A 24525-nucleotide genomic window follows, 5' to 3' on the forward strand; every position below is an offset into this window, starting at 1 on the left:
ATTCAAGATCCGTTCGCGGGTCTTGACGTTTTCACAGGTGTAAAAGAAAGAAGAGGATTATCAGCATGGAATTATATGTAGACCTCGGAGCACACAGCTACTCCATTTATATTGAAAATAATATTTTGAAAGATACCGGAAGCTATATCGAAAAAGTTTACTCCGGGAAAAAAATCATGATCATCTCAGACGACAACGTATTTCCTCTGTACGGAGATACTATTGTAAAAACACTGGAAGATAAATATGAGGTTCATTCTCTTATTCTCCCACACGGTGAGCCAACCAAGAGTTTTCAAAGTCTTCCGAAAATCTATTCCGCACTTTTGGAAGCCCGTTTTTCACGAAGTGATCTGATCATTGCCCTCGGAGGCGGTGTCATCGGAGATCTGGCAGGATTTGCAGCCGCAAGCTTCCTTCGCGGGATCAAGTTTATCCAGATTCCGACCTCACTTCTGGCACAAGTCGATTCTTCCGTCGGTGGAAAAGTCGCCGTAGATCTGCCGGAAGGCAAGAACCTGGTCGGTGCTTTTTATCAGCCGGCTCTTGTGCTCATCGACCCACTTGTGTTAAATACACTGCCAGAGCGTTACATCAACGACGGTATGGGCGAGGTCATCAAATACGGCTGCATCTGGGATGCTGATTTATTCAAAAATCTGGAGGCACACATCTCATTTGAAGATTTGAAGAAAGATCTGACCGAAGTTATCTATCGCTGTGTAGATATCAAGCGAATCGTTGTTGAGCACGATCAGTTCGACACCGGCGAGCGCATGCTCCTGAACTTTGGTCACACTCTGGCACACACAATCGAACAGCATTACCACTACACACGTGAAAGCCACGGTGAGGCAGTTGCCATCGGAATGTATCAGATTACAAAGATTGCAGAGGAAATGGGACTGACGAAATCCGGCGAGGCGGAACATATACGCAAAGTCCTGGATATCTATGGACTTCCACACAAGTGTGACCTTATGCTCCACGACCTGATCGGAGCCATTGCCCTAGACAAGAAAAACCTGGGTGGAAAATTAAATGTCGTGCTGCTCAAGGAAATTGGTAAGAGTTATACCTACCCGACTACAACGGAATTTTTCACAGAGCATGATAGAATGGTGTAATATGTAAAATTTCTTAATATGTAAATAAAAGCCCAACCGGGCATCTTGAAGTCTACCCGGTTGGGCTTTTATATCATGAAATTAATTTCAAACAATAAAATAGGACTGCATGTTTGGGAGGTTGCAGCCCTGAGGAAAAAGTTATGAAAAAGAAAATTGTTTTGTTCTTTCGAACAATTAATAGTATAGACACAAAGTGTGATGAAACTATGTTTAAAATGAAAACTAATTGTGAACAAAATATGACTGAAACCATTCATATAATTCTTCCATAGTCCCTTTGTACTCTGTCTCAGCTTCTTCTAATGGAATGTTCTTTTTATTTTCCAGTGTATCTGTTAATAAATATGTCTTTACGCCAAGGGAGCGGATCGTCAGGTCTTCCTGCACATCATTTCCTACCATGAGGCATTCTTTTGGATTAAGTCCAAACTCCTCCATAACTTCCTGAAAATATTTCGGATTCGGCTTGCAGTAATGATATGTTTCATAGGTCGTAATAACTTCAAAGTCTTCTGCATCGATTCCTGCCCAGCGGATACGGTTCATAGTTCCCACACGCGGGAAGATCGGATTGGTCGCAAGGTACACTTTCACACCATGTTCTTTCAACAGTTTAACCACCTGGTCTGCGCGCGGATTCGGTTTTGTAGATGCAATTGCCTCATTAAATTCATTTCCAATCTTTATTTTAGCATTTCAAGAAATCCCGTACCATCACCATGATACTCGATTTCAAATATCTGTGCAAGGGTGGCCGCTATATCAGCGTAAGTATCTCTTGTTCCGATATTCACGCCCTGTTTCCAGCATTTACTGTAACCAAGAAGCGGTACAGACTCACGCGTATGATCAGTTCCTTTATATCCCGGATCACAGCCATGATCAGCTGTGATAAATAACACATCATCGCCGCGCATATTAGCAAGAAATATTTCAAGATCCTTGTCAAATTCATTTAATGCAGTTGTATATCCTAAAATATCTCTTCGATGGCCATATATCATATCAAAATCAACCAGATTAATGTAACACAGTCCATTAAAATCTTTCTTTTGCAACTCAAATACTTTCTCCATGTTCTTTTTATTTCCATGGTTCGCAGTTGTCTCTGTAATTCCTTTTCCGGCAAATATATCATATATCTTGCCAACACCGATGACATCTTTTCCGGCATCTTTCAAATCATCCAGCACCGTCTGTTTGGGCGGCACAAGCGAAAAGTCATGTCTACGGTCTGTTCTTTCGAAGTTCGGATATTGTCCTACAAATGGTCTTGCAATGACTCTTGCTACTGCATGAGCGCCCATCAAAATTTTTCTTGCTATTTTGCAATATTCATACAGAGTTTCTACCGGCACAACATCTTCATGAGCTGCAATCTGGAACACACTGTCAGCGGATGTATATACGATCAACGCACCTGTTTCCATATGCTCACGCCCATAATCCTTGATAACTTCTGTTCCGGAATATGGTTTATTACACAGCACTTCCCGTCCTGTCTGCTTTCGGAATTCATCCAGCACATCCTTCGGGAATCCGTCCGGATATACCGGAAATGGTTTCGGAGATATCATACCTGCCATCTCCCAATGCCCGATGGTCGTATCTTTTCCCATAGATTTTTCATGAAGTCTTCCGTAACATCCAATTGGACTTAAAGACTTATCCCCATAATTCATCTCGTCGATGTTATAAATCCCTAATTTTTCCATATTCGGAATATGCAGTTTTCCGGAATCATAACAAGTCTTCCATGTATTGCTTCCCTCATCACCAAATGCTTCTGCATCCGGCGCATTTCCTATTCCTGCACTGTCCAGTACGATCCAAAATGCTCTCATAATAACCCCTGCCTTTCGTATTATGCATTCGCTTTCTTATAAGCAACAAACTCTTCGGGACTCAATAATGCATCCCTATATCCAAGCTCATAAGGATTGATCTTCTCCGCTCCCTTCAAGCCTACCATATCCAGTGCTTTTAATGCAACTTCTTTCGCCTGCTTTTTGCTCATTCCAATCTGAAGCGGACCAAACATCACTTCATCCAAAACTGTATTTTTGAAAATCTGATCATTCGGATTCTGGAACACCATTCCTACTTTCTGGCAAAGCTCATCTACCTCTATATTCTAGCACCAATATTTCTTTTTATTTAGGACAAATGTCCTTTTTATTTCTCACCTTTTACAAGGATGTGCGTTCCACTTAAGAACAACACACCCTTATAATTTTTATTACATATATTTTTTTAGTTTCTCGGTGTCAGCTCTACATACAAATCTTTGTATTGTTTTGCACTCTTTTCCCAGGAAACATCTTTGTTCATATCCCGGATCACCATATCATCCCAATACTTTCTGCTCTCAAAATAGAGCGTCTTTGCCCTGTTAATGGCATCGTAAAGAAGTCCGCTTTCATACCGGTCAAATGTAAAACCATTCCCTGTATTGTCGTACATATTATAAGGGGAAACGGTATCCTTAAGTCCTCCTGTTTCTCTGACAATCGGAATCGTACCATATCTCATAGCTATCAGCTGTGTAAGCCCGCATGGTTCAAATCTTGACGGAACCAGGATTGCATCACAGCCCGAATAAATGCCGTGGGCGACATTTTCATTATAATCAATGTATGCACAGAAGCTGCCTTTATATTTATATTCATAATAACGGAATGTATTTTCATACCAGGCATCACCGGTACCAAGAACCACCACCTGTGTATTCCCATCCATAATCCCCGGAATTACAGCATTTACAAGATCAAGGCCTTTTTGGTTGGTAAGACGTGAAATAAGTCCGATTACCATCTTATGGTCATCCACTTCTAATCCCAAAGATTCCTGGAGTGCTTTCTTGTTTATCTTTTTATTTACTACTGCTGACTCGGCATCATAATTAGCTGTTAACAGTTTATCTGTTGCAGGATTCCAGTTATCTGTATCAATTCCATTCACAATTCCTCTGATTTTATTATTATGATATCTCAAATGTTCCGCAAGACCTTCACCGTACTCTTCCGTCTGAATCTCGCCCGCATAAGTATTGCTAACTGTCGTAATTTTATTACAGTAAGCGATACCGCCCTTTAACATGTTGGCATCCAGCCAGTTCTGAATCATGCAGTCTTTATTGAATACATAATCCGGAAGACCTGACCAGTATTGAATCATTTTTCTGTCATATATTCCCTGGAATCTCAGATTATGTATCGTAAGTACTGCACTTGCCCGTCCAACATTCGTATTCTGAAAACAGGTTCTTAAATAAAGCGGTACTAAAGCGGCCTGCCAGTCATGACAATGTACGATGTCAGGTGTCCAGTCCAGATAATTGAGTGCGGCAAGCGATGCCTTCGCAAAATAACAGAACTTCGGAATATCATCTATGAGGTTCGTATACGGATTGCCCCAGGAAAAGAACTCGTCATTGTCGATAAAATCATAGACAACTCCATCTTTCTGATATTCCATGATTCCTACATAATACTGTTTCCCGTCAGAACAAAGATCCATATAAAAAGAACCTCTGTACTCCATCTTTTCCTGAAACTTCTGAGGAATACATTTATATCTTGGAAGAATTACCTTAACATCCAGATTTAACTTCGCCAGAGTCTTTGGAAGCGCAGACATAACATCTCCCAGTCCGCCAGTCTTAACAAATGGATAGCATTCCGAACCGATGAATGCAACACTTCTTCGCGGTCCTAAATCCAGTTGCACCATCTGTTCCTCCTGTTTCACAGGGGTTTTGTTTACAACTGCTATTTGCTTAACAAAATTCTTTTTTCTATTCTTTTTTCTACTCATATCTGGTCTCCAATCTGTAAAACATTTGCACCATCACGGATAATATCATCCTATTATTTTATTTCAAGAATGCCTCGGCATTCTTGCTGCGAGGTGCGCATCATGCAATTGCATAACATACTTCTACTGCGCACCTCTGCAAGTCTACACTCCGTTTCGGTCGGCGCAAAACCATTGTCCACCGGACAATGTGCGCCCTGCCGGAGGCTATATCAGCTGGGGGATTGACTCCCGCCACTGATACCAGCTTGTTTCTCACCACCTATAGAGGTGGTAGTCATCTNACACTCCGTTTCGGTCGGCGCAAAACCATTGTCCACCGGACAATGTGCGCCCTGCCGGAGGCTATATCAGCTGGGGGATTGACTCCCGCCACTGATACCAGCTTGTTTCTCACCACCTATAGAGGTGGTAGTCATCTCCCAGCTGATATAATAATTGTAGCGAATAATACAACGATTATCAATGACAAATCATCGAATCCAACATTCTGGCAAATCTTAACGGATCAAGAATCTGCATCTTTCCTGGACTGTTTATTTTCTCGCGGCGAGCTCGCGACAGAATCTGCGACAAAGGCACTTCACCCTTGCTTTCCCTGGTGATTTCCGTTTTATCCCCCATAAAGTCCCTATTTTCAGGCACAAAAAAATCACCGTCCCCAGAGCTCTAAGCCTCTAAAAACAGTGATTTTGTAGTGCGCGATCAGGGGTTCGAACCCTGGACACCCTGATTAAGAGACATACAAAGTCGCCACTTCTGCGACTGGTCAGTTCCCTCTACAATTCACTTCCACTTTGCCATATATCGCATTGGAGATAACTATGTATTATCTGTTTTCGGCTAAATTTCTGTTTTCTTCTATGCTCCATAAAGGCGTTTTAGTTCGCGACGAATTTCGCGACAGACTTCTTATAACAAGCATAACTTCTACTAAATAACAATAAACTCTCAGCAAAGCTTTTTCAAGCTTTGCTTCCTTGTTCGCACGAATTCACGAATTCCCGTGCCCCCTCAAAAGGATATTGCAAATTGTCATTTGCTATTTATCCTTTTTCATGACGGGGCACACGGGATTTCGGAATTCTTAGTCTCACAAACGCAAAAGCATAAGATACTATTTATTCTCCCACTGCTGAAAACAGTACATCTTCAAGTGTATCTGCTACTAATGATTCTTTGTCTTTTGAGACATGAGAGTATACACCTAGAGTAATTTTAGGATCTTGATGTCCTGCTCTTTGCTGTGCTATCTGAATTGGTACACCTTCTGATAACAGTAGTGAAATTGCACTATGCCTTGTTCCATGTAGTTTGATATGTCTCAATCCACATTTTTTCAATGTTTTTGACCATTTGCTTGTAAAACTCTTTGGACGGTACGGTTCTCCATTCTCTTTACAGATAACATGATTACTATTACAGAATTTCTCCCCATACTTCATTCTGTTTCTCATATATATCGTTCTTTGTCTGCGAAGAAGATTGATTGTATGGTCACTTACAATCAGCTTTCTATAAGAACTTTCTGTTTTACAATCTTTCAGTACTGGTTCATTCGTTTCCGTCTCTGTCCAAGCGTGTTGTATCGTTACTTCTTTCTTATCAAAGTCTATGTCGCTGTACCTTAGTCCTAACAGTTCTCCCCTCCTCATAACACAGTCAAACAATAATGCTACGGGTAACTCCATATCAGTTCCTCTAACTGCTTTTTCAAGCGCTCTAATTTCCTCTACTGTATATACTTCTAAACGTTCTGAACGTATATCTTTACCTATTTTCATCTTTCTCACTGGATTCTCCTTTATAATACCTTCGTCAACTGCTACATTTAAAGCACATTTAAGTATGCGGTCAATGTGTTTAATCGTAGATGCACTTAATGGATTATTACTTCTATTCGACTTCTTTCTTAGACCGTTATAGACCTGTTGTACCTTTGCCCTTGTCAGTTCCTGAACCCTCATATGACCAAACAGTGGTTCTATATACCTCTCAATCATACCTTTGTAATCTCTTGTCGTAGCCGGACTAAGATTTCTTCTTGTATCTTCCAAAAACCTTTCCAAGAATTCTGCTACAGTCTCTTTTGATGGTTCAAGAAGTTTTTCCTGTAAGTACTCTGCTTTCTTTATCATGAGCTCATTTTCAGCTTCTTCCCTGTCTGTTGTATTTACCTTAAAATACATTCTTTTCCTTTTACCTGTAGCTGGGTCAGTTCCTAATTCCAGTGTAATATCATAATACTGAACATTTTCAGCATTTGGTCTTGGTCTAATACTTCCGTTAATTCTTTTCTTCACATTTCATCTTCCTTTCTACTTCCAGTCTTCTGGAAAATCTAAATCATCATCGTCATCAATTGAGAAAAAATCATCCTCAACGTATTCATCTTTTATTACTTGTCTGGGCTTATTTATCCTTTTTCTTCTCTCTTCCAGAACTTCTTCATAATCTTTTACACCAGCTCCGCTTATTTTGTTAGATGGAACGGGTAATTGTATAATGTAACCTTTTACCTGTATATCACCTACAATTTTGATTCTGCTTATGTATCTGTCCGATTGTGCTTTCAGATATCCCATTTCTTTCCACTCTTTTAGTACAGTTGCTTTCTCACTGAAATGTCCTTCTTTTAGAATCTTCATAAACTCACTGTCAGTAACTTTTAACCGCATACCCGATTCTTCATCCGTATTTAGCAGAACTGTCTGCATGTTTTCCAACTTACCACGGCAGTTACTAATCTCTTTTGGACTGTCCTTGGAAAGAAACTGTGTATAATTCTTTGATATAAATTGTAACAGCCATTCCATTGCCCTTTTTCCTATGGAGACTTGTTCCACACTATTCACAAGGGAATGCTCTTCCATAAAGTCTCCTATCGCTTCTTTATTCAGCTTTAACTTCAATACCTCATTCACAATGTCCACTGCTACCAGTATCAGTGCAGACTGCTTTGCAGTTCTTTCCGTTAGATTATTATAGGTCTTTGCTTCTCTCGCCCTTTTTATGACTGCATTTGTCTCCTGTACAATCTTTTCTACCAACTTCTGCCTGTCCTGTTCCAGTAACCACTTTGCCAGCCTCGGAATGATATGACCGTAATTCTCTGTAACAACAGACTTTATCCTGTCGGCTGATTCTGCACTGCTTGTCCACGTCACATTCTGAAATTCAAAGTTTCTTGTCAACAGTCCTGTATTCATATTGCACTGTGCCAAAATACTCTTTTCTGACGTAAGAAATAATGCTGTACGGAAACGTGAAGATTCATTTACTTCCATGCCTCCTGAAAGTCTTCTCTTTTCTGTACCACTGCTAAGACTGTATAACGTCTGTGTCATATCTCGGTCTGTAAGAAGACTTCCTTCGTCTATCAACGTTGGATAAGAGTTCGGTATCAGACGCATTAAGGAATTTAGCGTATCCTGAAAAGAAAATACAAAGTTATTTCCAAGAAAATCTGGTGCGCTCCCACAGGACACTGCCAGAAGTGCTCCTGTAGTTTTTCCTGTAGAAGATTCTCCAATCATATGCACCATAATATTTTCTACACTGATACTTTCTTTCAGATAATCCACCAACAATCCACTGATAGACGCTGACAGTAAAAACTCCATTGGTGTATGTCCTATGACATCTTGCTTTAACATCTTCTTGTAGTTTGCATAAGTACCTTTCGGGGAAACTCTTAGCTTCCCCGTGTACTTACTGTCAATACCTACTCCTTTCGCGCCTTTAAATATCTTCTCACCGTTCCACTCTGCCATACCTAATTTTGCATGACATAATAAATGCTTAACGTTTACCTCTTGATTCTCTATGGACTTTATAAGATAATCTGCAGTCTTTTTTGACACCTGTACTCCATATGCAGTCAATGATACTATCTTATTTTCCACCAAGTCTTCTCTTGGGAAGAGAATTGTCCTCCTCTTCCCATCTCCACTGTCGAAATACAGCGTTAAATACTGCTTACAGGTTTCAACTTCAGTAATAGCATTCTTTACATAGACTGCGCCTCCGCATGGGATATATATCATTTCATCTTTTTTGTAGATGTAATGACCATACTGTCCTTCTATGATTTCTACGGACTTATGTACTACGGCTTGAGTAACCTTTTCAGTCTCTTCTTGTATTGTTACGGTGTAATCCATTAAAACAAGTCTCCTTCTTCTGAATCTTCATAGGGATATTCATAACATTGATCTACTACTTTCGTATGCCATGCTACCGTAACATTTTCAAAAATAAAACTTTCCAATTCTTTCTTTTTTGTATGTATTCCATACACTTTTCTCACAATCTTCAGAGCTACAAGTATCAAGCCTATTTGCCTATAAAACTCCTCTGGTGCATCCTTATATAAACCTCTTTCCTCTGCATGTCTTTTAAAACTTTCAATCTCAGAATCCAGAATGTCTATCATCCTCTCGTCTCCCCATCTTATCAATTGATTATATGCCTCCCTACTCTTATAACCGCTCACATCTCTATAAGCGCGAACCGCCATTAAGGCACTTTCCTTGTACTTAAACCAAGATACCCCAGGTTTTATTTCCAACCAAACTGTCGGAAGTGGTCCTTCCATTTTTGGTTCAGGTTCTATTCCCTGAAATTCATAGCTTTCTCTAGTCGCTATGTCTATCCATTCTTTATACACAACAATAATAGTTTTATGATGTGTATAATACCCTCTCTCCGTTTGAAGCTCTTGCATTACAGGAATGCTGTCCATCAAATATGTACCGCCATCTGATGTTTCTTTCGAATTTATTTTAAACTTTCTGCATGATATACATCCCCCTGTTCTTGCGAATAATAGCGTTGCATTGGCTACCAAACTTTCCTCGGTACGATCGCTATCTATTTCTGATAATATTACTTTTACACTTTCTTCTCCTCTAAACTCTGATACCATTCCTGCTACTGCAGTACAAACCATAAAGGTCATTGGTACACAATTGTCTATTTCTTCCTCCAACAGCGTCCTCCAGCGTTCCTCGAGTTTTCCTACTGCATAGGCATAAGAGCAGTTATTCATTTCTTTCATAGATTTTTTCCTCCTATTATTCATATACTGTTTTTTCAAGCTTCAAAATCTACGCGTATTGACTTATCCCCTTGTAGTTTCTATGGGAAACGTTTTCCATGACTTGATAATATCACCGCTCTTCTTAATCGTATTCCGACAATTTGTTTTTTTAAAAATAAAACTCCGAACAACTAATTATATAGCAACGTAAAGGAGGTACATTCATGACCAATGAAAAACAAATGGAATGTCGATATCTAACACCTAACATTCCAAAACTTAGGGTAAAAGTTCTTGAAGTAATCGAACTCGTTATCCCTGACGAGAAAAACAAATATGTATGTGCATTAAATTCAATTTCTCAACCTAAAGATACTTATAAGCACTCAGACTACCAAACTGTAGCCAAATGGAGAGAACGTACTGTAGCCCATACTATCGAATATTTAAAATTAAATTGTCCAACATGCTACTTTACAAGTGAACACTTACGCTTATTTACCACATATTTATTCGGTATTCTTTTAAGATCTAGATATCCTGACAAATACCTTACCGAAGCACTCTCCAAGTACCCTAATTCAAATCTTACCGACAATGGACAATATGCTTATTTCATTATTCATCACTTACTTCACCCTGATTGTATTGATAATCCACGTGAGTACCAAAAAATGGTCATATCGCAAAATGATATGTCTGTTTTTTTTTGCCTATTTTTAGATGTGAGTAAGTGTTTCGATGGTAGTACTACTTATAAACTTACCGAAATTCAACGCAGTAAGGTAGAAGCGTTAATATCCCAAACGGATATATCTTTAAGAGAGTCTTTCAAAAGACTTGTTAAAATATTCTTCCCTGAAAATTAATATGTTGGGGCGTTAGACAAGCTAACGCCCCGAACTATCACTTCTCTTCTGGAAACACAAAGTTTCTGAATTCCCATTTACCACTGAATCTCTGACCTGCAAATAATGGGTGTATCGTTCTTAGCCCTATATATTCACCGTCTGTATCTACAAGTTCATACACTTTTTTGGCATGTGGTTTTAAATATTCACACACCTGTCTCTTAGCTTCTTCTACACGTCTGTTCCCAATGAATGTATTTCCCCACCCAATCAGTACCGCATTAAACTTTTCATTCAGCAATTCCTGTAAGTATTCCATGTTCTCAGTATTGTCACCTGTCTGTGTCGGTTTTAACTTTGTACAAATGTCTGCAAACAAGTTCCACACAACAATCTCTGAATATCCCATGATTCCAAGATTGTTCAGTAAATAATTCGTTGTGTTATCAAATACCTGTACACTGTTTGACGCTGGATTCATTCCTATTACAAGAACTTTCTTACCTTTCATACCGTTATACTTTAATGTCAGTGCGAACCGACGTTTTAAATCTTCATCATACACACCTGTTTTCTCTAATAATTCTGTCTGTTTTACTACATTATCCATTTTCATTCTCCTTTTTTACTACCCTTACTACCTGTACTGCATAATCTGAGGAACATAGATAAAGCCGGAATGTTACTTCCACAGTACACTCCGGCTCTTTCTGCTTATAAACTTCTTCATACTCATATTCGTCTGCATTCAGATTAAAATATTTTAAAACGTTTTTCTCCTGTTCAAACACTTCTGTTCTGTCTCCGAACAGCACAATTGCAAAACCTCCCAAGTCAGCCTCTATACGGCGTTCTTTACCATATGCCGTATCAAACCTCTGTAATACCTCTTTCAGGCTGTTTTTTACCGCTGTTTGGGTGCTTATAACGCTTACCTCATCAGGCAACACTCTTATCCAGTCATCAAAATCACTTTCATTCTTCAAAACCTTATACATCTTTCTTCCCTTTCTGCACTTGTCCTCTGTGTTGAATCACCAACTTTAGCATAGTTGTGACTATCGTTATACCTGCAAGTACCTGTTTTAACTCCTTTTCGCTCACTTCTGCACCTCCCACACCGTGATATTTATATATAGTACATTCAGCAATACAATTCCGATTGCTATTCCCAGCAAATAATACTGCATACGTTTCCTCCTAGAAAAAGCCCAACGCTCCTGTGAACGTTGGGCTTATATTAAACACTTCTTAACAACCTCTATTACAATTATTCTGGAATTGATGCGGATAGATTATCCATATCTATTCCAATCGCTTTTAATTCATCCTCACTTATTGCATGAAGTGTTGCTTTATTCTCTTTTGTTCCATCAAAAATACTATCACTTACAGCATCTGTTTTGTCCTCATTTTTATGTATTACTGTCTCTCTGTAAAAATTGCTGTTTACAGTGATATTTCCGTTTTCAATATCGCTCATATCTAATTTAAAATAGTTTGCATATGGTTTATCTGTTACAGTTCCCTCCTTTTCTGTTAATGCCTCATCACTATCCCATGTCAGACCAACAAGTTCTGGTACATCATAATTAAGACTTGCAACATATATCATAGAATTATACATACCATCTGTAATATACTTTCCACCCATGTTTACAAATCCATAGAGATTAATTCCTATATCATATTCTCCATTGACATATTCATCATTATCAGTACCACCACTTGCCCAATACTGATTAGCCTCTTCTTGAGCTCTTTCGTCTTCCGTGATTGCATAAGTACTGTCAAATGTGCCTTCTTTTCCTGCGTTAACATCACCTGCACTCCACTCCATTTTATGACTGGCTTCTTTTCCTGTTGATACTCTCATTATTAAAAGGGGCTCTTTCTTAGAAGGGTCACCTTTTATATAATACTTGTCCGTTGGAATGTATTTTATGTATTTAACATAATTGTCATGGTCTCTTCGGTTTGTAAGTGGCTGAGTATTGGTTGACTGAATTTTATCTCTTTTTTCTGTCAACTTATTATCATATCTTTCATACAGGTCTGCGTCATACTGCGTAACGGTTTCTGCTTCATTATAAGTCAGATTATATACTGTTTCTGGGTAATCTGCTCTGATGTAATCTCCTAACTGATATTTTTTAAAAGTATCTGCCACACGGTCTTCACTATACCCTCTATTTGCTGGAATAAGATAATAACAATAGTCCGTCCACTCCAACATACTCATTTCTATTTCATTGGTATTATCTACAGTAAAACCGTCCTTAGTGAATAAAATATCTTTGGATTCATCCATATCATCGGAGAAATTAATCGTAACCCCCTTAGTAGTTACATCCATAATATTTACATAAACATCTTTGGTTCTATATCCAAATTCAATCTTATCTCCCTTAAGGAAATTTCCATCAATTTCTCTGAAATCATATCCAACATTTCCGTTCGTGTAATATCCTAAAATATCTGTTGGCACATTCATCGGATTCCCATCTTCTCCTACTTCTGGAACAGACGGGTCTTTCACATACTCTACAGAATCAAGATTAGTTATACCGCATTCGTACTTTACATTTTTCTTTGCATCTTTCTCTGTTTTCTCAGAAGCCTTTTCACTTTTCTTCTCTTCTGTATCCTTATTACTTTTATTATTCGTTTCTGTCGTATGCCTCTCCTCTTTTTTACTTGTATTACCAGAGCACCCCGTATTCATAATGCTTACTGCCATCACCATACACAACACTGCTATCAATGCTTTTCGCTTCATACTTTTCCTCCGTTAATAAAACAGACTGACATCCACCATATTGAATATCAGCCTGTACAATTATCTACTTGTAATACTTCTTAACAACCGCTATTACAATTGCAATCACGACTACAATTCCAACAAGTGTCATAAGTCCTGTCAGTGCTGGAATCAGTAAATATATAAAGAATCCTGCTACTATAATCGCAATGATTACGGATATTAAGTACTTTAATGCTTTCTTCATAGCATTCTCAACTCCTACATCTGTGCAAGCAATTCTGCTTTCTTTTCGTTAAATTCCTCTTCTGTAAGAATTCCTGCTTCTTTCAGCTTGTTCAGTTTCTCAAGCTTAGTAAATACATCATCTTCTGCAGGTGCGCTCTGCTGAACAACTACCTGTCTTGCATTCTTCTCATCCTGTTTAATACTACGTCTATATTCCTGATATACACGGATAACTCTTTCTGCCTCATAAGTATAAAGCGTCTGTATCTTCTCCTGTGCTCCTGATACATAAATTGTAATATTACAAAGCTTAAATGCAGCCGTTAATGCAAACTCAAGTAAACTGTTTGTCTTCTGGTCTGTAGACATTGATGTAATATCTTCATAATAGAACTGCTTTACATTCTTAGTTGCTCCGAGCATTTCTCTGTCTAACATCAAAATCTGCTTGTTCGTACATACAACAAAGTCTTTTGCTGTGATATTGTCCATGCCCCATGCAAAGTAAATTAACAATTCATCATCAAATACATACTGTCTGATAATCTTAAGAATGTTGTCACCGATTTTCTTTTTAATTACTTCATCAATCTGTGTTTCTGTAATCTCAAAGTCTTTTTCTTCCAGTCTTCTTACATACTCTTCAATTGTAATTCTATCAAATTCAGACACATTATCTGCTGAGAATAATTCTACACCATTACATACAATCTGATATCCCTCTTCTGTACTCACAAAACCAAGCTGAGATACCTGCTGTAAATCTACTGCAACGTTGGCTACAAATGTCTGATTCTCTGGAAATGCGACCGCAATATATAACTTTGTAGGAGTCATTAATATAAATTCTCCCTTGTTTCCTTCAAACTGAAATACAGGAGTTTCTGTATCATCATACTCTCTTAAAGCTTTCTGAGCCTTTTTCTGAATTTTATCGGAATATGGATACATAGTTATCTTTGATGCAGACACACTGTTTGCCGGAAGTAACAGTTTTTCAAAATAGTCTTTTGTGAAGTCCAGTATATTATCTTCAACATCAATACATGATGCACCACTGAATCCGCTCAGAATGCTCTGCAATACTTCCTGTTCGTATTCTGTTACTCTTTCGTTCATTTCCTCCATTTTCTTATTCTGTTCTTCTTTTTTAATTGCGGAAAGTTGTTTCTGTTCTTCCAACTTTTCCTGTGCTGTTTCTGCAATAGAAGTTGCCTTATCTGTTACATTCTTCATCAAATCTTTCCAGCCCATTTTTTTGTTCCTCCTTATGTTTATTTATTTTCTTTTGTACTTCCAATGGAACTTCTGTAATTGGTTTTACGTTTTCCAGTTCTACTTCCTTATTTCCGTAAAAGTTCTTATTTTTTGTGCAAAATAACTTTTTCATCTGACACCTTTTCCAACCGATAGCCTCTTAATTTATTCAATGCAACAACTCCACCACCAGCCATTGCTATTCCTATCGCTGAAATTGCTGTAGACATTCCTAAGACGCCTGATGCAGTTGCTATCGCTGGCGTTGCTATAAATGCACTCGGAACAGTTGCTGTTCCTGCTGTCGATATAGCCACAACTCCGCTAACTACAGCAACACCAATTGCAGTTATACACAATGCCCACATGGCATTTCCTGTAGTTTTTATTTTTGCTACTTTATGAGCCAAATCAAATTCCACCTCTATTGTAGAATCTCCTCTTTTCAACGCCTCTCCTAATTCTTTTTCTGTTGTCATATTATATTCACCTCTTTTTATGTATGAGTATGTTTCTACCCATATATAAATATACCATGTATTTATCACTCTTACAATAATCTACAGGTCAAAATATAATAAGAACTGGAGGGAATTATAATGTATAAGAAAAAAGAAAATCCCCTGCGTCTATTACCAGCAGACCCAGAAAAACGTGGAAAAATTAAGATTCGTTTAGAAGATATTTTAAAAGAACGAGACATCTCTCTAAATCAGTTATCTTTCCGTGCTGAAATGCAGAGAACTCAGTTAAGAAACTATCGTGACAACAAGGTACAACGCTTGGATATAGATATCCTGTTACGACTTTGCTATGTCCTTGAATGTGACCTGACTGATTTAATTGAATATATACCGCCAGAAGATTAAAGAAATGCTGATGACTTTTTAGTTGTCAGCTTTTTTATTCATCATAATACACTTTTAGTTTTAATGAATACACGACAAACACCTTACTCTTCTCCCCTTTCACTTTAAAACAGTCTTCATACCAGTGTTTTCTCTTCGTCATCCACAACCCGTTATCAGAAATGTCTATCTGCTCCACATCACTACAAAGCTGTAATCTCTGCGGATAGTAATCAAGAACATTCAGAATTTCCTGTATATCTCCTTTTACTGGATTCAGTAGAATTGCTATGAAACCTTTTTTACCAATCTTTTCACATGCCAATATCTTTTCTACTTCTGTCAACAACTCCAAAGGCAGTCTATACTTTCCTAACAGCGGATTTATCTGTTCTAAAAGAATCAACTGACTTTTGTTATAAATTTTGATGTACATACCCAATCACCACCTTTCCTACATCAAAAAAATAATATACTTTTATAAAACGCAAAAAGAGCAGTGAAAAGTACTTTCCAAACCGTACATTCCACTACTCTTCTATGCAAACTTCTCTTACTACACTTGGACTGTTTATTTTCTCGCGACGAGCTCGCGACAGAATCTGCGACAAAGGCACTTCACCCTTGCTTTCCCTAGTGATTTCCGTTTTATCCCCCTTAAAGCCCTTATTTTCAAGCAAAATAAAATCACCGTCCCCAGAGCTCTAAGCCTCTAAAAACAGTGATTTGGTAGTGCGCGATCAGGGGTTCGAACCCTGGACACCCTGATTAAGAGTCAGGTGCTCTACCAACTGAGCTAATCGCGCATCTCTTATTTTCTGTCGCATCTCTTAACGACAAGTGTTATTATATAATAGCCTTTCTGAAAATGCAAGCACTTTTTTTCATTTTTTTTACAAATTTTTGCAATTGAGCCTCTTTTCCCATTTTATACTTTTTTGTTTCTTCCCTTGATTTTTCAGAACTTCCATGCTATACTATCACCCGATGTAAAACCCGAAAAACCAAGGTCTTACAAGGGTTTCGCCGATTTCCGGCGTAGGTCATATATCAACATATATGCCTCCGCAGCATTCGTCAGATGTCCATGCAAGCATGCCCGCCTGACTCATTGCTACGCGAAAATGAATCGTGTGTTCGTGACCTTCCACACGTAAAACAAAACTAAAGGAGATTTTAAAATGAAGAACAAAAACATCAGTTTCATGACACAGGCTGCTATGATTGCAGCTATCTATGTGGTGCTCACTTATGTATTCGCACCATTTTCATTCGGAGAGGTACAGGTTCGTATTTCAGAGGCCCTGACCATTCTTCCGGTATTCACACCAGCAGCAATTCCAGGATTATTTATCGGCTGCCTGATAGGTAATATCCTCGGAGGCGCAATACTCCCTGACATTATCTTTGGAAGTATCGCAACATTAATTGGAGCATTCTTTACATGGAAGCTTCGCGAGAAGAGTCCTTACCTTGCCCCGGTTCCACCAATTATTGCAAATATCCTGATCGTTCCGTTCGTTCTGCGTTACGGATACGGAGTGGCACTTCCAATTCCATTTATGATGTGCACAGTTGGCATCGGAGAGATTATTTCCTGTGCAGTACTCGGAATGGTTCTTTACTTTGCACTTAAAAAATACGCAAAGACATTATTTGCACAGTAAAATATCAATCACTGACACTTTTATCGAACTATATATCAGCTGGGAGATGACTCCCAGCTGATATAGCCTCCGGCAGGGCGCACATTGTCCGGTAGACAATGGTTTTGCGCCGACCGAAACGGAGTGTAGACTTGCAGAGGTGCGCAGTAGAAGTATGTCATGCAATTGCATGACGCGCACCTCGCAGCTTCTAACTGAATTTTATCCTCCTTTATATTCGATGCTGCGGCTTTTCCTTTATTTTGTTGCTGATTTTGTTGTTTCCCGTCTTCATCATCTGCTGCTGACTGTCCGGCTGCTATAACCGGAGTAATCATTGTTGATGCTGCGACTGCAGAAGCTGCAATAACTGTAGTTACTTTTTTCACCGTTTTTTCTTCATAATTGCTCTCCTTAATTTGAACTTTTTTATCTGTCATCCTGATTATTGCACGAGAGCAATATGAATCCGTAATCGAGAAGAGCCAGAACCGACAGTTGCCGGTTCTGGCTCTTCGTAATGCCAAAGCAAATATTTCACTTCTATTTTGCTGCCAGATATACACTGACATTTGCAAAGTCACTTTGTGCATGATTGCTGCGTGCACCGCTTCCGATATCTTCACAGCTGACTATTCCGTCACTATAACCAACAATCATCAGCGTTGTTTGCGCATCTAAGACGGCAATTAACGGTCGTCCCTGATTAACATTGTAAAGCAGTTCGTCTATCGTACAGCCACTTAAATCCATCACGCTTCCATAAACTTCTGTAATTGCATCGACCGCAGATTTTCCACCTGCGAGTGCCTGTCTGAGCTGTTCTGTATCTGCATCTTCCGTGTCAATCGAATATTTCAGATCGCGGTTTCCACGCTCCCAGATGTAATTCTGATCAGCATCAACCACGACTCCGCCACAGTCATTGGCTTTCTGAATCGCTTTTCCTGCAGTATTATAAGTTCCCTGAAGCCTTCCATGACCATACACATAAAATGCGTCTGTTTCTTTTTTGCGGTCCAGACTGACCTGTGGAATATTTTCAAGTACCACCTGTTTCGGTTTTAATAGCTTCGGCTCCTTGTCAGAAATGCCATCATCATACGTCAAGCGAACCTGTGTCTCTTTCAGATCTGTTTTATATGTCTGCACATAAATATTGCTTTCTTTCGCCTCTTCGCTGCTTGTAATATAATCCTGTGCTGTTCCGGTGTAAGTATCGCCGTCTTTTACCGCACGGTCAAGGGTGATCATATTATCCTCAAATGCAGCACTTAACACATAGATTCCTGACTGTTCATAAGTTTTGATCACCTTATCTTTACTACTTGTAATCTCCACTTTATACATCGGAATGACCTGGGCTCCTGACAGTGTTGTTCCGACTTCTTCCGTTTTTGCAACACCGTAGACAAAATCACCATCCATGAAGCCAAGTGGTTTGATACACTCGCCATCTTTGCAAGTCACTTCATATTCTTGATCAGTCTCCAGATTCATAACTGTCACAGACTTGGACTTCGAAGGATCTTCTTTCTCATAAGCTACCAGATGTCCATCTTCGCTTGCAACATACTGATCTTCATTCAGTCCTGTCGCAAGCTCCTTTTTCGTACTTTTATTCATATCCATTTTGTAGAGTACGTCATCTGCAATCGTATACAGACAGCCATTTCCTACATTATAGTAGACCAGTCCGCCCACTTCTTCCTGGGCACGGTCATAAGCCTTGTCACTGGATACGAATAATTTTTCCTCAACAGAATTCTGTTCAATATTATAATAGTAGACTGCTGATCCAGTCTCACCTTCATGGCTGCCCCGGTTCATGTATCCACATACGGCAAATGTTGTATTTCCCTTTTCGTCTACATTTAAAATCTTAATATCATGCTGCATCAGCATATTCCGGGTATCCGTATTCTCCGCATCTGCAAAGCTGAACACAAGAGAAACTTCATCTCGGTCACGATTATAATTCCATAGTTCTCCCGCCTGCACAAATGACACAACGGTTCCGTTTTTATTTACCATGTAGACCGGATTCTTGTCTGTGATGCCAAGAAGTACACCTTTTTCATTCAACACCTTCTTCGTTGCATCAAGTATCTGGTCCATCGTCCGGTCATAATCTAACAGATATGTCTTCTGGCTTCCGGAAATGTAACGCACACGGAAATATTCCCGTACCTGGTATTCGTCTTGCTCATTTTCCTCACCAGTACAGTTCACACGATATTCCAGCTCCACTGCCATATATGCGCTGTTCAACTCTTTCATCGTCCAACGCTCACTTCCATCAACCTTCGGGGCCAGATTTCCCCATGTTACATGCGTGTAATCTGAGTGGATCGTCACATGCTGTAATGTCGTGTTGTCTCCTTCATCACTGGGCTCAATCGCCGTTCCAATTCCAACACCTTCCGCTTTCGCCAGTGCATTTTCATGGAAACTTTGTACATAATCCAGGCTTGGCGCCGCATTTAACTTGGCTCCGTCCACGATTCTCGTATAATAATACATGTCGTGATTGTCCATATGCAGCGTGATCTGAAGCATACGCTCCTCAGACAAAATATTTTCACCATCGACATTTCCTACTTCCAGCGTTGCATTCTCTCCTGGCTTCTTCACCTTTTGTTCCAACAGCTTTTCTTTGCCATCGATCGAATAAACCGTATAGTCCAGGCTGTCGATCACATTTTCATAAGCTTTAATGGTGACCTGAAGCTGGCCATTGCTGACCGGTGTGATGGAATCACGTACGCCTGTCAAATCCATCTCATTCTTATATCCGGGCAGGTCATTGAGCGAATAACCGTTATAAGAAAACGCAATCTGGGGACGTGTTGCTGCCCCCATATCTGTCGTCATGTTACTGTTCTTTTTATTTGTCACATAGCCAAATATGACCACCGCAGCAAGAAATACCAGAACCAGTACCCCTGCGTGGATCACGCGATTTTTCCATTTCATTTAAAGCTCCCCTTTTTCGTCTAGCAGTCTCCCCAGTGTCGGTGTCACGCGAAGAAATGTCTCGCATGCGCGGATGCTCTCTTCATTGTCTGCCCGACGACCTGTTTTCACCGCACGAAGCAGAATATTTTTCGGTGTATGTTCCATGTCAATAAATTCCAGAACCTGCACGTCGTATCCCTCCCTCTTTAGATACTCCGCACGTAATCCATCTGTCACAAGCGCCGCCATACGTTCTTTCAAAAGTCCATAATTCATGATCGGCGAAAGCACATCGTTCTTCATCTGCCGGTTCAGTTCATGTTGGCAGCAAGGCACCGATAAAATAACCTTCGCATTCCAGCCAATTGCTTTTGCCAGCGCAAAATCCGTTGCTGTATCACAGGCATGAAGTGTCACAACCATATCTACTTCCTCCGCGCCCGTATAGTCTGCAATATTTCCCTCCAGAAACGTCAGCTTATCATACTGATACTTCTTCGCCAGCTCGTTACATTTCCGGATTACATCCGTCTTCAGATCCAGACCGATGATCCGGATGTCATAAGATTTCAGCTCATGAAGATAATAATACATAGCAAATGTAAGATAAGACTTTCCACAGCCAAAATCCAGAATTGTAAGCTCTCTTCCAGAATCAAGCTGTGGTAAAATATCCTCGATAAATTCCAGGAACCGGTTGATCTGCCGAAACTTGTCGAACCTTGCATGCACAATCTTTCCTTCCTCCGTCATAACACCAAGATCCTGTAAAAACGGAACCGGTACACCTTCTTGCAGGATATATTGTTTCTTCCGGTTATGATTCAGATCCAGCGGGCGCATCTTTGCTTTCTTCTGCTTCTTCTTAATTGTAACCTTCCCCTTCTTGCTGATAAGCACAGAAAATTCCGCATTCGCCGTCACAAGCTGCATCTGCTTCATATTCTCCATAGCCTCCAGCATCTTTTCGCACGCCTCATCCGCACTTAAATTCTCATGAAATGCCTGATTCCCACGAAACGTCTCCATCTGATAGACCCTTGTATCTTTCATGAGCACCGGGCGCACCTTAACCTTTGCCGAGAGCTTCTCATCTCTCGGATTACTCAAAACCGCCGATATAAAATTGTCATTTAAATTTTGTTCTAATATATTTTTTAATTCATTCATAGTAGTAATATTGTACTAGCGGTACGGGAAAAAGTCAATTTGGGACAGGGTAAAAGTTGATTGGGGACAAGGCAAATTAAAGTTAGGGACGTAGTACTTTGGCGAAATGCTACGTCCCTAACTAAAAATTTATCAATCTATTTTATCAAATATAATCACGACTTTGAATAGATCACCGTCCAGATACAGATCAAATGTTCCACCCATCATTGTGGTCAATGTCTTCGCAATAGACAATCCAAGTCCGCTTCCTTCGGTACTTCGTGACAGGTCGCCGCGGATAAATCGTTCAGTCAGTTCTTCTGCCGAGGAAATGTTAAGTGGCTGCTCAGATATATTTTTCAGACTGAAGATTACTTTTCCATCCAGTGTCTGCAGATCTGCATAGATGCGTGTTCCTTCCATAGCATATTTTGCAGCATTATTATAAATATTTGCAAGCACGCGCCACATTCTTCTTCCGTCTACCCGAACAATCGCATCTTCTTCCGAGAGATTCATAATTTGTGTCAGATTTCTGGCCTGGAATTTTTCTTCAAATTCTCCGCTCGTCTGCAGGATGAGTTCTATCATATTAATATTCATAAACTCGAGAGAAATATTACCTGAGCTGACTTTCGATGCTTCTACAACATCTTCTGTCAAAGTCTTCAATCTCTGAGATTTTTCTTCCAGAACTTCAATATATCTTTGAATCTTCGGATCATCAAATTTTTCTTGTTTCAAGAGATTTACATAATTAATAATGGAGGTCAGCGGTGTCTTGATATCGTGAGATACATTTGTAATCAGATCTGTCTTTAACCGCTCACTTTTCATATTCTTCTCGACTGTCGCATCAAGTCCGCTTCCGATAGAATTGACTTGTTCTGCAATCTTGCGTTGTTCTCCATGTATATCTTCGAGATCAATCTTGTAATCCAGCTCACCTTCACTGATTTTCTCAATACCTTCTTTAATTTTCTGTCGTCCGACTGCCCAGTTGACAAGGATTACAAATCCTGCTGTCTGCACAATGAAAATCACGAATGTCCAAAATGCACTTGGCCAGCCTGATGCCAGATATGCCACCCAATGTACTGCTGCATACGCAAGATATAAAACAATGATTTTTGCTATGTGTCTGGCATTTCGAATCAATAATTTCACAAACTCTACGACACTGTACAGAAAACTGTTCTTCCATGCAATTCCTGCTTTTATTCTTCTGGCCAGACTCAAAATACCAACGAGAAACATATTACATGTATAGACTGCAAGTCCTCCGAATCCAATCATTCCAAAAAATGTTTCGTAAGAAAGAATACCATTTCCTGCTGCAAATGTTTTCTGGGAGATAATTCCTGCAGCTCCCATGAAAAGCACAGTCAATAGTGACGGTACGAACCATGCAAATATAACTGCTGCAGCTCCGATTTCTGTCTTACATCTGTCAAATTTATATAGATGCAGTTCTCCATCTCTTTCCGTTCGACCTGCGATTACAACAAGCCATACTACACTGGCAAAAAATATTAAAAACGCCAAAATCATTCCTGCACTGACTCCTCGGACAAACGGACTATACTTTTCATAAAAATGTGCATTTTTATAATAACTATCTTTCACAGGATACTTCGTATCCACACCTGTCATAAACACAAACTCTCCTTTATCTACATTACTCAGATAAACGGTCTGTGACTGCCATAGTTCTGCATCTGCTTCCTGAATATTCGTCTCAAACTCTGACAGTTTTGATTTTATTATGACATATTTTCCCATCTTACGAACACTTTTAGCAACATCATTAATATTATTTTTCTGCCCAAGCTCCTCCCGATTTGTGACAACTTTTCCACTCTTTAAATCTAAATAATAATAGAAAAAGTTACTATCTCCTTCTTTATACTGCTCTGTCAGGCTCTCATAATTTGCATAGCGGTCTCCAATCTGATAAATACAGCTTTCCAGCATATTATAAGCTTCATTGAGCCTGCCATTCCAGTTGGAATTCTCATTCACTATCTGCAAGAGATTTTCTGCTTCCAGTGGAGCTGCCTCCTCACGGAATAACACTCCATCATATTTCCAGCAATCTACATAGAGCATAGTTCCCTCTGCATCTACGATTCCCCGAAAATTCTTTTCCTCTTCCGTCATTTCATTTCTATCTGATATATCCACATTTTCCAGCTTATATAAGATCTGCTCCGATGTCTCCGCACCAATTCCATCTGGCATTAAAAATTTTAATTCACCATTTAACACCTTTTCATTAAAATCATCCTGGCTATAGTAATGATAGCTTCCATCTGATAATTTACAAACGATCGGAGCCTTCAGATCTTCTGCGTCGTTACCTTCTAATTCTGCTGAATCTGTAAGTGTATCTCCGACATAACTGGTACTCTCACTGTAGATCAATTTTTGATACCAATTCAACAAATCTCCCAATCGATACGAAAGACCACTTTCATTCTGACCACTGATCGTCTCACTATTGTTATATACCTGAATATCGACCAGCTTATCCTCGTCAATCTTTCCATCTGTCTCAAACATCTGCTCACTGTCAATGCCGGACATCACTTGATACGCACTGTTCATAAGCTCTGTATCAAAGTCATAGGAATCTTCATAGCTCTGCGTAAGTTTTCCTGTTATAAGGTCATCGAAAAGTTCTGCGTAAGACATGATGCTCATAACGCCGAGCATCATCGAAATAGCCATAACATTTGCAATTATGATCAACAAAATTCTGGTATTTTTTTTCTTATGCCATATCTTTTCCATAACGTCTCCCTTCTGTTAGCTTTTTCTTGCTGATTTTACCCCGA

Annotated in this window: 23 protein-coding genes and 1 tRNA gene; 4 read left to right on the top strand and 20 right to left on the bottom strand. The window is 39.4% G+C overall.

The features are described 5' to 3' along the window. Positions 1 to 65: 65 nt before the first annotated feature. Positions 66 to 1127: a 3-dehydroquinate synthase gene (gene aroB, locus C7E02_RS18340; protein WP_105310396.1), complete on the top strand. Its 1062-nt coding sequence runs from the start codon at positions 66 to 68 to the stop codon at positions 1125 to 1127. Between the two features lie 225 nt (positions 1128 to 1352). Here the strand turns inward: aroB and C7E02_RS18345 are convergent, their stop codons facing one another. The 7 genes from C7E02_RS18345 to C7E02_RS18380 all read right to left on the bottom strand — a co-directional run bounded on the left by C7E02_RS18345 (position 1353) and on the right by C7E02_RS18380 (position 10005). Beyond that, a complete protein-coding gene (locus C7E02_RS18345; RefSeq protein WP_330406881.1) occupies positions 1353 to 1817 on the bottom strand; it encodes an HAD family hydrolase in 465 nt (154 codons plus the stop codon). Beyond that, positions 1814 to 2974 (bottom strand): phosphopentomutase, encoded by a 1161-nt coding sequence (locus C7E02_RS18350; protein ID WP_005338144.1) that lies wholly within the window; start codon positions 2972 to 2974, stop codon positions 1814 to 1816. The genes C7E02_RS18345 and C7E02_RS18350 overlap by 4 nt, the downstream gene beginning before the upstream one ends. Before the next feature lie 20 nt (positions 2975 to 2994). Beyond that, positions 2995 to 3228: a hypothetical protein gene (locus C7E02_RS18355; protein ID WP_029730984.1), complete on the bottom strand. Its 234-nt coding sequence runs from the start codon at positions 3226 to 3228 to the stop codon at positions 2995 to 2997. A 155-nt stretch (positions 3229 to 3383) separates the two neighbouring features. Further along, positions 3384 to 4946 (bottom strand): glycogen synthase, encoded by a 1563-nt coding sequence (locus C7E02_RS18360; protein ID WP_005338150.1) that lies wholly within the window; start codon positions 4944 to 4946, stop codon positions 3384 to 3386. Between the two features lie 1121 nt (positions 4947 to 6067). Next, positions 6068 to 7249: a tyrosine-type recombinase/integrase gene (locus tag C7E02_RS18370; protein WP_105310397.1), complete on the bottom strand. Its 1182-nt coding sequence runs from the start codon at positions 7247 to 7249 to the stop codon at positions 6068 to 6070. A gap of 15 nt (positions 7250 to 7264) precedes the next feature. Beyond that, complete coding sequence (locus tag C7E02_RS18375; RefSeq protein WP_105310398.1) at positions 7265 to 9109, bottom strand: DUF927 domain-containing protein; 1845 nt, start codon at positions 9107 to 9109, stop codon at positions 7265 to 7267. Further along, positions 9109 to 10005, bottom strand: a complete 897-nt coding sequence (locus C7E02_RS18380) for a hypothetical protein (protein WP_105310399.1) — start codon at positions 10003 to 10005, stop codon at positions 9109 to 9111. Before C7E02_RS18380 ends, C7E02_RS18375 begins: the two co-directional genes overlap by 1 nt. Positions 10006 to 10211: 206 nt before the next feature. On the opposite strand from C7E02_RS18380, the gene C7E02_RS18385 reads away from it, so the two are divergent. After that, positions 10212 to 10856: a hypothetical protein gene (locus tag C7E02_RS18385; RefSeq protein WP_105310400.1), complete on the top strand. Its 645-nt coding sequence runs from the start codon at positions 10212 to 10214 to the stop codon at positions 10854 to 10856. A 37-nt stretch (positions 10857 to 10893) separates the two neighbouring features. Here the strand turns inward: C7E02_RS18385 and C7E02_RS18390 are convergent, their stop codons facing one another. From C7E02_RS18390 to C7E02_RS18410, 7 genes are all read right to left on the bottom strand, one after another. Continuing rightward, the gene (locus C7E02_RS18390; RefSeq protein ID WP_158683099.1) at positions 10894 to 11448 is read right to left on the bottom strand and encodes a DUF1643 domain-containing protein; all 555 of its coding nucleotides are present in this window, start codon (positions 11446 to 11448) and stop codon (positions 10894 to 10896) included. After that, the gene (locus C7E02_RS18395) at positions 11441 to 11836 is read right to left on the bottom strand and encodes a hypothetical protein (RefSeq protein ID WP_105310402.1); all 396 of its coding nucleotides are present in this window, start codon (positions 11834 to 11836) and stop codon (positions 11441 to 11443) included. The genes C7E02_RS18390 and C7E02_RS18395 overlap by 8 nt, the downstream gene beginning before the upstream one ends. 272 nt (positions 11837 to 12108) lie before the next feature. Further along, the gene (locus C7E02_RS18400) at positions 12109 to 13617 is read right to left on the bottom strand and encodes a hypothetical protein (RefSeq protein WP_105310403.1); all 1509 of its coding nucleotides are present in this window, start codon (positions 13615 to 13617) and stop codon (positions 12109 to 12111) included. A gap of 64 nt (positions 13618 to 13681) precedes the next feature. Then, positions 13682 to 13846: a hypothetical protein gene (locus C7E02_RS19275; protein ID WP_158683101.1), complete on the bottom strand. Its 165-nt coding sequence runs from the start codon at positions 13844 to 13846 to the stop codon at positions 13682 to 13684. A 14-nt stretch (positions 13847 to 13860) separates the two neighbouring features. Next, entirely contained in the window at positions 13861 to 15081 is a 1221-nt protein-coding gene (locus C7E02_RS19505; protein ID WP_203226988.1) for an SHOCT domain-containing protein, read from the bottom strand. After that, a complete protein-coding gene (locus tag C7E02_RS19280; RefSeq protein ID WP_158683103.1) occupies positions 15044 to 15217 on the bottom strand; it encodes a hypothetical protein in 174 nt (57 codons plus the stop codon). The genes C7E02_RS19505 and C7E02_RS19280 overlap by 38 nt, the downstream gene beginning before the upstream one ends. Further along, the gene (locus tag C7E02_RS18410) at positions 15189 to 15563 is read right to left on the bottom strand and encodes a hypothetical protein (RefSeq protein WP_105310404.1); all 375 of its coding nucleotides are present in this window, start codon (positions 15561 to 15563) and stop codon (positions 15189 to 15191) included. The genes C7E02_RS19280 and C7E02_RS18410 overlap by 29 nt, the downstream gene beginning before the upstream one ends. 120 nt (positions 15564 to 15683) lie before the next feature. Here C7E02_RS18410 and C7E02_RS18415 point away from each other — a divergent pair, with 120 nt between their 5' ends. Then, positions 15684 to 15953: a helix-turn-helix domain-containing protein gene (locus C7E02_RS18415; RefSeq protein WP_105310405.1), complete on the top strand. Its 270-nt coding sequence runs from the start codon at positions 15684 to 15686 to the stop codon at positions 15951 to 15953. A 34-nt stretch (positions 15954 to 15987) separates the two neighbouring features. Here C7E02_RS18415 and C7E02_RS18420 read toward each other — a convergent pair whose 3' ends face one another. Further along, on the bottom strand, positions 15988 to 16368 hold the full coding sequence (locus tag C7E02_RS18420) for a hypothetical protein (RefSeq protein WP_105310406.1): 381 nt from the start codon (positions 16366 to 16368) through the stop codon (positions 15988 to 15990). 297 nt (positions 16369 to 16665) lie between these two features. Continuing rightward, positions 16666 to 16738: transfer RNA gene (locus C7E02_RS18425), tRNA-Lys, on the bottom strand. A gap of 375 nt (positions 16739 to 17113) precedes the next feature. Between C7E02_RS18425 and C7E02_RS18430 the strand changes: the two genes are divergently transcribed. Continuing rightward, positions 17114 to 17599, top strand: a complete 486-nt coding sequence (locus C7E02_RS18430; protein ID WP_005331853.1) for a QueT transporter family protein — start codon at positions 17114 to 17116, stop codon at positions 17597 to 17599. Positions 17600 to 17634: 35 nt separating this feature from the next. Here C7E02_RS18430 and C7E02_RS18435 read toward each other — a convergent pair whose 3' ends face one another. From C7E02_RS18435 to C7E02_RS18450, 4 genes are all read right to left on the bottom strand, one after another. Beyond that, complete coding sequence (locus tag C7E02_RS18435; protein WP_158683105.1) at positions 17635 to 18018, bottom strand: hypothetical protein; 384 nt, start codon at positions 18016 to 18018, stop codon at positions 17635 to 17637. A gap of 103 nt (positions 18019 to 18121) precedes the next feature. After that, positions 18122 to 20554, bottom strand: a complete 2433-nt coding sequence (locus C7E02_RS18440) for a hypothetical protein (protein ID WP_105310408.1) — start codon at positions 20552 to 20554, stop codon at positions 18122 to 18124. After that, positions 20555 to 21706, bottom strand: a complete 1152-nt coding sequence (locus C7E02_RS18445; RefSeq protein WP_105310409.1) for a class I SAM-dependent methyltransferase — start codon at positions 21704 to 21706, stop codon at positions 20555 to 20557. A gap of 132 nt (positions 21707 to 21838) precedes the next feature. After that, positions 21839 to 24481: a sensor histidine kinase gene (locus C7E02_RS18450; protein WP_105310410.1), complete on the bottom strand. Its 2643-nt coding sequence runs from the start codon at positions 24479 to 24481 to the stop codon at positions 21839 to 21841. Positions 24482 to 24525 lie beyond the last annotated feature (44 nt).

The organism is Dorea sp. Marseille-P4042, assembly GCF_900290215.1.
Lineage (GTDB): Bacteria > Bacillota > Clostridia > Lachnospirales > Lachnospiraceae > Dorea > Dorea formicigenerans.